The sequence below is a fragment of the Micromonospora sp. DT229 genome (assembly GCF_049844505.1).
Classification (GTDB): domain Bacteria; phylum Actinomycetota; class Actinomycetes; order Mycobacteriales; family Micromonosporaceae; genus Micromonospora.
This window is the reverse complement of the sequence record NZ_JBNCLD010000001.1, coordinates 440,178-451,978: the sequence shown is the minus strand read 5'-3', so window position 1 is coordinate 451,978 and position 11,801 is coordinate 440,178. Positions and strand designations below refer to the sequence as shown.

Below are 11,801 nucleotides of genomic sequence, written 5' to 3'. Positions count from 1 at the left end.
CGACTCCCGGTGAGAGCGCGGACACCGCGCTGACGAACTGCGCGATGCGTTGGCCCTGGCTGGTTGCGCCGATCCCAGGGTGGCCCGGCAGCGGCGTACCGTACCGATGACCGGATTCTCACCGGAGGTCTGACGTAGCGCGTTCACCCGTTCGCAACCTGTGACGGCCCCCGTGTTCTTGTCCTGGATGGACGGTCATAATGGATCGCATGGTTGCCTGGGAGTACGCCTTGTTGGTCCGCCGCTATCAGGGGCAGGGCCGGAACTTTCACGTCACGTTCGTCTGGTACGGCCCCGACGGGTCGCGCAAGGATGTCACCGCCTACGGTGACACCGCGGTCGCGCATCTCAACCGGGTCGGCCGGGAGGGCTGGGAACTCGTCACGGCCGCCGAGGACGTGAACAACGTGCAGGGCAGCACCGAGGTCCACCGCTACCACCTCAAGCGCCCGCTGAACTGAGGCGGCAGCGCAGAGCGGCCGGTCCGGCGCCGCAGGGCGCCGGACCGGCCGGAAGATGCTTCGGTCAGCCCAGGTCGACGTTCGGGTACAGCGGGAAGCCGGCGAGCAGGTCGGTGGCCTGCCGGCTGATCTTGTCGGCCAGGGCGGGGTCGAGGTTGTACTTCGCCTTGCTGGCGGCGCCGTCCGGACCGGTACCGGGGGTGGTCTGGCTGAGCACGGCGTGGATCAACTCGGCGGTGGCGTCCATCTCCGCGGTGCCCAGCCCACGGGTGGTCAGGGCCGGGGTGCCGATCCGGATGCCGGAGGTGTACCAGGCGCCGTTGGGGTCCTGCGGCACCGCGTTGCGGTTGGTGACGATGCCCGAGTCCAGCAGCGCCTGCTCGGCCTGCCGGCCGGTCAGGCCGTACCCGGTGACGTCGATCAGCACCAGGTGGTTGTCCGTCCCCCCGGTGACCAGCTTCGCGCCCCGGCGCAGCAGACCCTCGGCCAGGGCCTTGGCGTTGTCGACGATGCGCTGGGCGTAGTCGGCGAAGTCGGGGCGCCGGGCCTCGGCCAGCGCGACCGCCTTGGCGGCCATCACGTGCGGCAGGGGGCCGCCGAGCACCATCGGGCAGCCCCGGTCCACCTGCTCGGCCAGTTCCGGGCCGCAGAGCACCATGCCACCGCGCGGGCCTCGCAGCGACTTGTGGGTGGTGGTGGTGACGATGTGCGCGTGCGGCACCGGGTCGAAGTCACCGGTGAAGACCTTGCCCGCCACCAGGCCGGCGAAGTGGGCCATGTCGACCATGAAGGTGGCCCCGACGGAGTCGGCGATCTCCCGCATGATCCGGAAGTTGACCTTCCGGGGGTACGCCGAGTAGCCGGCCACCAGCACCAACGGCCGGAACTCGCGGGCGACCTCGGCGACCTTGTCGTAGTCGACCAGGCCGGTCGCCGGGTCGGTGCCGTAGCTGCGCTGGTCGAACATCTTGCCGGAGATGTTCGGGCGGAAGCCGTGGGTGAGGTGCCCACCGGCGTCCAGGGACATGCCGAGCATCCGCTGGTCGCCCAGCTCCCGGCGCAGGGCGAACCAGTCCGCCTCGGTGAGGTCGTTGACGTGCCGGGCCTGCGCCCGCTTCAGCGCCGGGGCCTCCACCCGGTCGGCCAGGATCGCCCAGAATGCCACCAGGTTGGCGTCGATGCCCGAATGCGGCTGCACGTAGGCGTGCGCCGCGCCGAACAGCTCCCGGGCGTGCTCGGCGGCCAGCGCCTCGACCGTGTCGACGTTCTGGCAGCCGGCGTAGAACCGGCGGCCCACCGTGCCCTCGGCGTACTTGTCGCTGAACCAGTTGCCCATCGCCAGCAGGGTGGCCGGCGAGGCGTAGTTCTCGCTGGCGATCAGCTTGAGCGACTCACGCTGGTCGGCCAGCTCCGCACCGATCGCGTCGGCGACGCGCGGCTCCACGGAGCGGATGACCTCCAGGGCGCTACGGAAGGCGGTGGACTCGGCGTTGGGCGACATGCGACCTCCTGAGGATGGTGCGGAAGGCCCAGGCGCTCGGCGTGCGTCGTTGTGACGGGACCGCTTCCCGATGGTGCTCCATCCCCACGCGCCAGTCACGGCCCGCGCCGATCCTACCCGGTGCGGTGTCGGCCCTCGGTGGGGTCCGGTCCCGGGTGCGGTAGCCCGCCGGGAGTCACCGCACCGCCCGGTCGGCGTTGACCAGGCCGGCACCGTGGAAGCCGTTGCGCGTACCGCCCTGGCAGGTGGCCGAGTAGTCGGCCGGGTTCGGCAGCAGGGGCACCGGGTCGTAGCGGCCCGACGGGCAGGGCTGGGGCACGGCGGTGCGCTCCAGCAGCGCCGACAACTGCCCGGGGTTCATGCCGGGGTGAACCGACCGGGCCAGGGCCGCCACCCCGGTGACATGGGGAGCGGACATCGAGGTGCCCTGCTTCCACCCCCAGCCGTCGGTCCGGGTCACCGTGTTGTAGGTGGTCGACAGGACGGCGTCCGTGGTGGTCGCGGCCAGGCCCTGGGTACGGACCCGACTGTCGCCGCCGGGGGCGGTCACATCGACGACCCCCTGGCCGTACGAGGAGTAGTAGCTCTTGGCTCCGGTCGGCCCGACCGCGGCGACGGTCACCACCCCCGGGGCCTGGGCGGGCAGCACGAGGCAGGCGCCGGTGATCTCGCGTACCTCCGGTATGCCGTTGTTCGGGCTGCCGGAGTCGACGAACCGGTGGGCCAGGTCGTGGTTGGCGTTGCCGGCGGAGGCAACATGGAGCACCCCCTTGCTCTGCGAGTAGCGCAGGGCCCGCTGCACGGCCTGCCACACCGGGCGCTGGCGGGGGTCGTTGCGGCAGTTCAGCTCCCACGGGTCGAGGTAGTAGCTGTTGTTGGTCAGCTGCATGCCCTGCTCGGCGGCCCACATGAAGCCGCAGACCGCAGCCTCCGGATAGATGTAGCCCTCGTTGTCGACGACCTTCACCGCGGCCACCTTGACCCCCGGGGCCACCCCGGTCACCCCGACCCCGTTGCGGGCGGCGGCGATGATCCCGGCCACATGGGTGCCGTGGTCGGAGGTGGTGGGATTCCAGGCCGCCTCCGTGGGGTCGGCCACTCCGCCCAGGCAGGAGACGCTCTTGTCCCGGGCGATCTGGGTGGCCAGATCGGGGTGGCTGCTGGAGATGCCGCTGTCCAGCACCCCCACCAGCACCTCGGCGCTGCCGGTGGTGATCGTGTGGGCCTGCGGCAGGTCGATCATCGGCATGGCCCACTGCCGGTCGAAGAGGGGTTCGGTGCCCGGGTCGGCCGTCGAGGCCGCCGTCTCGGCCTCGGTCAGCTCCACGGTGTGGCCCTCGTCCAGGACGGTGCCCAGCCCGGCGGTGGGGGCCACGGACTCGATCCCCGCCCCGGCGGCGTCGGTGACGAAGTCACGGTTGGCCGAGCGGACGATCAGCACCCCGATCTGCCGGTAGTCGGCCACCACCCGGCCGTCGGCGGCGGCCACCCGCGCCAGCGCCCGGTCGACTGTGTCGCCCTGGGGTGCGAGCACCAGGTAGGTGGCCTCGGCGTCGGTGGCCGAGGCGGTGGCCGTGCCGGTGGCGGTGCCGGTGACACCGGCACCGAGGGCCACGACGGCCGCCACGGCGAGTGCCGTACGACGGAGCATGTTCACAGTCTCCCCAGGGTGTGACCCGTCGGGTGAGGCTCCTGGCGGGAGGCGGCCCGGCGGTGACGGACGGCTTGCCCGCCCTTCAAGACCACAAGCGTCCTGTCGATTTGTGGCGTTACAGCCCAGGACATCGGCAGGTGCCAGAGCGGGTGCAGCGGGGCGGCCGGCGCCGTCGGCAGCTCTGGCCGGATCGATCGGTGCTGTTGCGCCGCAACCCGCCGGTACCACCCCTAGGGTGAGGTCCATGGCACGCGGGGCCGAGGAGATCCAGGTGGGGCAGCGGATCGTGCGCGTCTCCAGCCCGGACAAGCCGTACTTCCCAGAGCGTGGCCTGACCAAGCTGGATGTGGTGCGCTACTTCCTGGCCGTGGGTGAGGGCATCCTGCGAGCGTTGCGGGACCGGCCGACCATGCTGGAACGCTGGCCCCGGGGGGTGTTCGAGGGGGCGACCGTGGCCACCCGGCAGAGCAACCGGGGGGACGCCTTCTATCAGAAGCGGGTGCCGGCGGGCGCGCCCGACTGGGTGGGCACCGCCCACCTGACCTTCCCCAGCGGCCGGACCGCCGACGAGGTCGCGCCGGGGGAGTTGGCCGTGGTGATCTGGGCGGTCAACCTGGGCACCCTGCGATTCCATCCGTGGCCGGTGACCCGGGCCGACGTCGAGCGACCCGACCAGCTGCGCATCGACCTGGACCCGATGCCCGGGGTCGGGTTCGACCAGGTGGTGCCGGTGGCCCAGGAGGTACGCGCCTTCCTGGAGGAGTTGGGCCTGGTCGGCTACCCCAAGACCACCGGCGGACGTGGCCTGCACGTCTACCTCTCCATCGAACCCCGGTGGAGCTTCGGCGACTGCCGACGGGCCGTGCTGGCGCTGGGCCGTGAGCTGCAGCGCCGCCGTCCCGACCTGGTCACCACCACCTGGTGGCGTGAGCAGCGGGATCGGCCGATCTTCATCGACTACAACCAGATGGCCCGGGACCACACCATGACCTCGGCGTACTCGATCCGGCCCACCCCGGCGGCCCTGGTGTCCGCGCCGCTGGACTGGGCCGAGTTGGACCAGGTCCGGCCGGAGGACTTCGACGTGGTGAGCATGCCGGGCCGCTTCGCCGAACGCGGCGACCCGCACGCCGGCCTGGACGGCCGACGATTCGGTCTGGAACCCCTGCTGGAACTGGCCGACCGGGAAGGGCTGGCGGCGCCGCCGGAGCGGTGACCCGCGCTACGACCAGGGGCTGTCGACCCCGGCGTACTCCTCGAACACCAGCCAGCTTCGGGTGGACAGCACCCCGGAGATGCGCTGCACCCGGTCCAGCACCACGTCCCGCAGGGTGGCGTTGTCCGGCGCCCGTACCAGGGCCAGCACGTCGTGCTCGCCGCTGAGCAGCGCCACATGCTCGACGTAGCGCACCCGGGCGAGTTCCGCGGAGACCTCCCGCCAGGTGTTCTGCCGGATGGTCAGGGCGATGTACGCCGAGGTGCCCAACCCGGCCGGTTCCGGGGCGACCCGAGCGGTGAACCCGGTGATCACCCCGTCCCGGACCAGCCGCTCCACCCGGGCGTACGCGTTGGTCCGGGACACGTGCACCCGCTCGGCCAGGGTACGGATGGAGATCCGCCCGTCGCGGGTCAGTTCGTCGAGCAACCGCCGGTCCACCTCGTCCAGTTGTGCCGAACGTCCCGTGGCGCTCGTCACGGTCGGGCCCTTGACGGTCTCCTGGCCCACGCTAGCCTCCCTGAAGTGCCAATCATCCCGCGTTCTCCGGGGATCTTGAGTCAATCATCCGACCACAGGAGCATAGGGCCACCACACGTCCAGGAGGTTCCGCCGTGACGACGACCCCCCAGACGGCGCGCAGGGCATCCCCGCGAAAGCGCCGGCCGGCCACCCCGGCCGCACCGGACCCGTCCGCCGGCCTGATGCCGCAGGCCGAACCGGTCCGGCTGCTGAACTCCGACGGCACCCCGCTGCCGGCCCACCCCGACTATCCCGAGCCGCCCGTCGAGGCGCTGCGCGAGATGTACCGGCGGATGGTGATCGGCCGACGCTTCGACGCGCAGGCCACCGCGCTGACCAAGCAGGGCCGGCTGGCCGTCTACCCCTCCTCCCGAGGTCAGGAGGCCTGCCAGGTCGGCGGCGTCCTGGCCCTGCGCGAGGACGACTGGGTGTTCCCCACCTACCGCGAGTCGATGGCGCTGACCGCCCGGGGCATCGACCCGGTCGAGGTGCTCACCCTGCTGCGCGGCGACTGGCACTGCGGGTACGACCCCACCGTGGTGCGTACCGCTCCGCAGTGCACCCCGCTGGCCACCCAGTGCGTGCACGCCGCCGGCCTGGCCTACGGCGAGTCGTACCAGGGTCGCGACACGGTCGCGTTCGTCTACATCGGTGACGGCGCCACCAGCGAGGGCGACTTCCACGAGGGCGTCAACTTCGCCGCCGTGTTCAAGGCGCCGGTCGTCTACTTCGTGCAGAACAACCGGTACGCGATCAGCGTCCCGTTGTCCCGGCAGACCGCCGCGCCGACCCTGGCCTACAAGGGCGTCGGCTACGGGGTGCCGAGCGAGCAGGTCGACGGCAACGACCCGGTGGCGGTGCTGGCCGTGCTGAACCGGGCGGTCGCCCACGCCCGGGCCGGCAAGGGTCCGTACCTGGTGGAGGCGCACACCTACCGGATGGAGCCGCACACCAACGCCGACGACCAGACCCGCTACCGCGACGCCGAGGAGGTCGAGGCCTGGCGCGACCGGGACCCGATCGCCCGGCTGGAGAGCTACCTGCGGGCCCGCGAGGCGCTCGACGACGCCGCCGTCGCCGAGATCGCCGAGGAGGCCGAGACGTACGCCGCACGGCTGCGCGAGCGGATGAACGCCCAGCCCACGGTCGACCCGCTGAGCCTCTTCGAGCACGTCTACGCCGAGCCCACCCCGCAGTTGGTGGAGCAGCGGGAGCAGGTCCGCGCCGAGTTGGCCGCGACCCAGGAGGAGGACGCCTGATGGCCACCATGACGATGGCGAAGGCCCTCAACGCCGCCCTCGCCGACGCGATGCTCGACGACGAGCGGGTAGTCGTCTTCGGCGAGGACGTCGGCCAGTTGGGCGGGGTCTTCCGGATCACCGACGGATTGCAGGCCCGCTTCGGCGACAAGCGCTGCTTCGACACCCCGCTGGCCGAGGCCGGCATCGTCGGGTTCGCCGTCGGGCTGGCCATGTCCGGGCTTCGCCCGGTGGTCGAGATGCAGTTCGACGCCTTCGCGTACCCGGCCTTCGAGCAGATCGCCTCGCACGTGGCGAAGATGCGCAACCGCACCCGGGGGGCGCTCAGCGTGCCCATGGTCATCCGGGTGCCGTACGCCGGCGGCATCGGCGGCGTGGAGCACCACTGCGACTCCTCCGAGGCGTACTACGCGCACACCCCGGGCCTGAAGGTGGTCACCCCGGCGACCGTCGCCGACGCGTACTCCCTGCTGCGCGAGGCGATCGACGACCCGGACCCGGTGGTCTTCATGGAGCCGAAGAAGCTCTACTTCGCCAGCGGCGAGGCGGATCCCTCGGCGCGTACCGAGCCCTTCGGTCGGGCGGTCGTGCGACGCCCCGGTCGCGACGCCACCCTGGTCGCCTACGGCCCGGCGGTGCCGGTCGCCCTGGAGGCCGCCGAGGCCGCCAAGGAGGAGGGCTGGGACCTGGAGGTGGTCGACGTACGCACCATCGTGCCCTTCGACGACGCCACGATCGCCGCCTCGGTACGCCGTACCGGCCGGTGCGTGGTGGTGCAGGAGGCGCAGGGCTTCGCCGGGGTGGGCGCGGAGATCGCCGCCCGGGTGCAGGAGCGCTGCTTCCACGCCCTGCACGCGCCGGTGCTGCGGGTGTCCGGGCTGGACATTCCGTACCCCGCGCCGATGCTGGAGCACACCCACCTGCCCTCGGTCGACCGAGTGCTCGACGCCGTGGCCCGCCTCCAGTGGGACGACCAGCCGGACTCCCGGTGGCTGACCGACGGGGTGCCGGCATGAGCGAGCAGGTCTTCCTCCTTCCCGACCTGGGGGAGGGGCTCTCCGAGGCGGAGATCGTGCAGTGGCGGGTCGCGGTCGGTGACGTGGTCACGGTCGACCAGACCGTGGTCGAGGTCGAGACCGCCAAGGCCGTCGTGGACGTGCCCTGCCCGTACGCCGGCCGGGTCGTGGCCCTGCACGGCGCGGAGGGCGAGGTACGCCCGGTCGGCCAGCCGCTGATCACCGTGGCGGCGGACGGCGGGTCCGAACCGGCCGGGCACGCCGTCTACCGGGAGGAGGAGCGGGCCGGTTCCGGCAACGTCCTCATCGGGTACGGCACCGGGCACGGCGGGGCACGCCGCCGTCGGCGGGCCCGCCCCGTCGCGTCGCTGGCCTCGCCGGCCGCCCCGGCTTCGGTCCCGACGGCCCCGGCCCCTGTGGCCCCGGCTCCGGCCGCCCCGGCTCCGGTGGCCACGCCCGTGTCGCCGCAGTCGGCCACGGCCCTGGTCATCTCGCCGATCGTGCGTCGGCTGGCCCGCGAGCGCGGGGTGGACCTGGCCACGGTACGCGGCAGCGGGCCCGGTGGGGTGATCCGGCGGGCGGACGTGGAGGCGGCGGCCGACGCCGCGGCCCCGCCCATTGCCGTTGCCTCGCCTAGCGCCGTTGCCTCGCCCACCGGCACCGTCGAGCAGCCGGCGGCGCACCTCGGGCTGGCCCCGACCGGCGCCCGGGACGTGGTCATCCCGCTGACCGGCATCCGCAAGGCGATCGCCGACAAGCTCTCCCGCAGTCGCCGGGAGATCCCCGAGGTGACCATCTGGGTGGACGCCGACGCCACCGCCCTACTGGCGACCCGGGCCGCGATCAACGCCGCCCACCCCGACCAGCCGGTGAGCATCCTGGCCCTGCTGGCCCGCATCTGCCTGTCCGGGCTGCGTCGTTACCCGCAGCTCAACGCCCGGGTCGACACCGAGGGCCAGCGGATCGTGCAGTCCGCCGGGGTGCATCTGGGCATCGCCGCCCAGACCGACCGTGGGCTGCTGGTCCCGGTGCTCCGCGACGCCGACCGGCTCACCACCGCCGAACTGGCCGCCGAACTGGCCGCCACCACGAAGGCGGCCCGGGCCGGTGAACTGCCACCGGCACGGCTGACCGGCGGCACCTTCACCCTGAACAACTACGGGGTGTTCGGTGTCGACGGCTCCACGCCGATCATCAACCACCCGGAGGCGGCCCTGCTAGGTGTGGGCCGGATCATCGACAAGCCGTGGGTGGTCGAGGGTCAGCTGGCGGTACGCAAGGTCACCCAGCTCAGCCTCACCTTCGACCACCGGGTCTGCGACGGTGGGGTGGCCGGTGGGTTCCTGCGGCACGTCGCCGACTGTGTCGAGCGGCCGGAGTTGCTCATCGCCGCCGTCTGAGCCCGCCCCGAACCTCGCGCCCGGCATCCGTACGGATGCCGGGCGCGTTCGGCGTCGGCACCGGCGTCCGGGGCACGGGTGGGGACATACCCCGCAGGCCACCCGTTGCTGCGCTGGCCGGTACTGCCGGGCCGTTGCGGTGCGGAATTCGTAAAAGCGCCCTGGTCGCGCTTTTCGCCGCGCTTTTCTGAATGGCGAAAATGTCGGTTCCCCGTAGAGAGAATGTGGCAGAGGCCGCAGTGATAAACGGGGGGACGATCATCATGAGGTTCAGGCGGCGACTGACGCTGTTCGCGGTGACCGTCGCGGCGGCACCGCTGGCGTTGGGGGCATGTACCAGTGACCGCAAGACCGGGCAGCCCGCCGAGGCGCGAGCCAAACCGGAGGTGACCGTCACCCCGGCCGAGGGCACCCGTGAGGTGCCGCTCAGCGGCGAGATCGGCACCGATGTCAAACACGGGCGGGTCACCTCCGTGCGCATCACCGACGACAAGGGCGGCACGGTCGAGGCGGAGCCCCGCGAGGACGGCACCGGATGGGTGCCGAACAAGGCGCTGGCGCCCAAGCGCGCCTACACCGCCGAGGTGGTGGTGGCCGGTGACTCAGGGGACACGATCACTCGCAAGACCACCTTCACCACCGGTGCCAAATCGTCCAAGCCGGCCATCAGTAGCGTGCTGTATTTCGCCGGAAATCGGACGTACGGCACGGCTATGCCGGTAACGGTGGCCTTCGACCCGCCAATTCCCAAAGAGGCGAGAGCGGATGTGCAGCGCCGATTGTTCGTGAAGACGGATCCGCCGCAGCCGGGCACCTGGTCCTGGGTCTCCGACGGCAGTCAGGTCTATTACCGGGCCCCCGACTTCTGGCGCCCGGGGACGACCATCAGCGTCCGGTCGGCCCTGGAGGGCCTGCCCATCGGCAAGGAACACGTCGGTGACACGGACAAGCGGGCCACCTCGAAGATCGGCCGGCAGGTCCAGTTGGAGATCGACAACGCGACCAAGCGGATGTCGGTCTTCCAGGACGGAAAACTGCTGCGCAAGCTGCCGGTCAGTCTCGGTAAGCCGAGCACCCCGACCTCCAGCGGCAAGATGGTGATCATGGAGAAGCACGACTTCACCACCTTCGACACCCGGGGTTCGGCGGACCCGTACGTCGTCGACGTGGAGGACGCGCAGCGGCTCACCTGGGGCGGTGAGTTCATCCACGGCGCACCCTGGTCGGAGGGGGATCAGGGCTCCACCAACGTGTCGCACGGCTGCACGAACCTGTCGGCGGCCAACGCCGACTGGCTGATGGGCGTCACCCAGGTCGGTGACCTGGTGACCGTCAAGGGCACCGAGGTCCAACTCGGCGAGGGCAACGGCTGGACCGCCTGGAACGTCAGCTGGGAGCAGTTCGCCAAGGGCAGCGCCCTGCCGGTCCCGGCCGGGCTGCAACCCACCCCCACGCAGGAGCCGGATCCGGGGGCGGTGGCCGGCGGCTCCCCGGAGCCGGACCCGTCCACCAGCGGCGGCTGAGAGCGACCGTACCCTCCGGGCCGGCCCGTCACGGACCGGCCCGGAGGCCGTTGCGCGTTCGCGGGATTCGGCGGAGGTCGGGTGCCGGGTCGTCGCGGCGGAGGGGTACGGACCCTGGCGGGGGATCCTCCCTAGGGTGGACCCGAGGTACCTGCGGGTCATGCCCTGGATCTACCCGGAACCCGCTTCGCGCAGGGTGGAAGTGTCGGTGCCGACGGATAGGTTCGACTCATGCGAGAGCGCGAGGAACGGTTCCACGTCGAGACCACGGTGTCGGGCGACGTGGTGTGCGTGCGCGTGGTCGGTGTGGTCGACATCGCCACCGTCGGGGCGTTGCGGGCCGCGCTCTGGGCGGCGCCGACCCGTTCGGAACTCCGCGTGGATCTCTCCGAGGTGCGGCTGCTCTCCGCGGCCGGCGTGCGTGCCCTGCTCGCGGCGCGACTGTGGGTGCGGGCCCAGGGCGGCGAGCTGGTGCTGGTGGACCCGCCGCCCGTGGTGGACCGGGTGCTGCGCGCCACCGGTCTGCGCCGGGTCATTCCGATCGTCGAGGCCGATCGGGTCCTCGCGTCGGTGTGACGCCGCCGGGGGCGATGGCGGGTGCGGAACGACGGTGCCGCTCGGGATGGCGGTGCCGTTCGGGATGGCGGTGCCGTTCGGGCCGATAGTGCCGTTCAGAACGACGCTGCCGTTCGGGCGGGAAGGTGCCGTCCGGGGCGCGGTGTCGTCGAGGTGGTGCCGCCGGGTGTCCGGCGCCGGGCACGGGGCCGGCGCCGGACGTCGCGGTCAGCTCAGGCCGAGCAGGTCGACCACGAAGACCAAAGTCTCGTTGGGCTTGATGACGCCACCGGCACCCCGGCTGCCGTAGCCGAGGTGCGGCGGGATGGTCAGCTTGCGTCGGCCCCCGACCCGCATCCCCACCACGCCCTGGTCCCACCCGGCGATGACCCGCCCCCCGCCGAGCGGGAACTCGAAGGCCTCGCCACGGTTCCAGGAGGCGTCGAACTCGGCACCGGTGGAGTGGGCCACCCCGACATAGTGCACTCGTGCCAGCTGACCAGGCTGGGCCTCCGGTCCGTTGCCGACGGTGATGTCCTCGATCACGAGGTCGGCCGGCGGGGCTCCCTCGATCGGACCGATCTCGGGCTTGCTCGCTGCCTGGTTCATGCGAATTCTCCTGTGACGTCGGTTTCAGTCAGCACAATCCTGCCGGATGCTACGACAGCCCCTCCCACCACCCACCCCCTAACTC

11 protein-coding genes and 1 riboswitch are annotated in these 11,801 nt (G+C 71.9%); of the genes, 7 read left to right on the top strand and 4 right to left on the bottom strand.

Annotated features, from left to right (window positions below):
• The first annotated feature begins 200 nt into the window (after window positions 1-200).
• The gene (locus tag ACLQ2T_RS02170; RefSeq protein ID WP_013734497.1) at window positions 201-461 is read left to right on the top strand and encodes a hypothetical protein; all 261 of its coding nucleotides are present in this window, start codon (window positions 201-203) and stop codon (window positions 459-461) included.
• A 64-nt stretch (window positions 462-525) separates the two neighbouring features.
• Here the strand turns inward: ACLQ2T_RS02170 and ACLQ2T_RS02165 are convergent, their stop codons facing one another.
• Window positions 526-1,962 carry a glycine hydroxymethyltransferase gene (locus ACLQ2T_RS02165; protein WP_425764288.1) on the bottom strand — a complete coding sequence of 479 codons (1,437 nt, stop codon included), beginning with the start codon at window positions 1,960-1,962 and terminating at the stop codon, window positions 526-528.
• A gap of 19 nt (window positions 1,963-1,981) precedes the next feature.
• A riboswitch (ZMP/ZTP riboswitch) is annotated at window positions 1,982-2,071 on the bottom strand.
• Window positions 2,072-2,137: 66 nt separating this feature from the next.
• Window positions 2,138-3,613 carry a S8 family peptidase gene (locus ACLQ2T_RS02160; RefSeq protein ID WP_425764287.1) on the bottom strand — a complete coding sequence of 492 codons (1,476 nt, stop codon included), beginning with the start codon at window positions 3,611-3,613 and terminating at the stop codon, window positions 2,138-2,140.
• 247 nt (window positions 3,614-3,860) lie between these two features.
• On the opposite strand from ACLQ2T_RS02160, the gene ACLQ2T_RS02155 reads away from it, so the two are divergent.
• Window positions 3,861-4,832 carry a DNA polymerase domain-containing protein gene (locus tag ACLQ2T_RS02155; RefSeq protein ID WP_425764286.1) on the top strand — a complete coding sequence of 324 codons (972 nt, stop codon included), beginning with the start codon at window positions 3,861-3,863 and terminating at the stop codon, window positions 4,830-4,832.
• 6 nt (window positions 4,833-4,838) lie between these two features.
• Here ACLQ2T_RS02155 and ACLQ2T_RS02150 read toward each other — a convergent pair whose 3' ends face one another.
• Window positions 4,839-5,282 carry an Lrp/AsnC family transcriptional regulator gene (locus ACLQ2T_RS02150; protein WP_425764415.1) on the bottom strand — a complete coding sequence of 148 codons (444 nt, stop codon included), beginning with the start codon at window positions 5,280-5,282 and terminating at the stop codon, window positions 4,839-4,841.
• 164 nt (window positions 5,283-5,446) lie between these two features.
• Here ACLQ2T_RS02150 and pdhA point away from each other — a divergent pair, with 164 nt between their 5' ends.
• The 5 genes from pdhA to ACLQ2T_RS02125 all read left to right on the top strand — a co-directional run bounded on the left by pdhA (window position 5,447) and on the right by ACLQ2T_RS02125 (window position 11,128).
• Window positions 5,447-6,613 carry a pyruvate dehydrogenase (acetyl-transferring) E1 component subunit alpha gene (gene pdhA / locus ACLQ2T_RS02145; RefSeq protein ID WP_425764285.1) on the top strand — a complete coding sequence of 389 codons (1,167 nt, stop codon included), beginning with the start codon at window positions 5,447-5,449 and terminating at the stop codon, window positions 6,611-6,613.
• Entirely contained in the window at window positions 6,613-7,629 is a 1,017-nt protein-coding gene (locus tag ACLQ2T_RS02140) for an alpha-ketoacid dehydrogenase subunit beta (RefSeq protein WP_425764284.1), read from the top strand. Before pdhA ends, ACLQ2T_RS02140 begins: the two co-directional genes overlap by 1 nt.
• Window positions 7,626-9,029 (top strand): dihydrolipoamide acetyltransferase family protein, encoded by a 1,404-nt coding sequence (locus tag ACLQ2T_RS02135; RefSeq protein WP_425764283.1) that lies wholly within the window; start codon window positions 7,626-7,628, stop codon window positions 9,027-9,029. The genes ACLQ2T_RS02140 and ACLQ2T_RS02135 overlap by 4 nt, the downstream gene beginning before the upstream one ends.
• A 263-nt stretch (window positions 9,030-9,292) precedes the next feature.
• The gene (locus tag ACLQ2T_RS02130; protein ID WP_425764282.1) at window positions 9,293-10,552 is read left to right on the top strand and encodes an Ig-like domain-containing protein; all 1,260 of its coding nucleotides are present in this window, start codon (window positions 9,293-9,295) and stop codon (window positions 10,550-10,552) included.
• Between the two features lie 231 nt (window positions 10,553-10,783).
• Complete coding sequence (locus tag ACLQ2T_RS02125) at window positions 10,784-11,128, top strand: STAS domain-containing protein (protein ID WP_425764281.1); 345 nt, start codon at window positions 10,784-10,786, stop codon at window positions 11,126-11,128.
• A 207-nt stretch (window positions 11,129-11,335) separates the two neighbouring features.
• On the opposite strand, the gene ACLQ2T_RS02120 is transcribed toward ACLQ2T_RS02125, so the two are convergent.
• The gene (locus ACLQ2T_RS02120; RefSeq protein ID WP_425764280.1) at window positions 11,336-11,716 is read right to left on the bottom strand and encodes an FKBP-type peptidyl-prolyl cis-trans isomerase; all 381 of its coding nucleotides are present in this window, start codon (window positions 11,714-11,716) and stop codon (window positions 11,336-11,338) included.
• Window positions 11,717-11,801 lie beyond the last annotated feature (85 nt).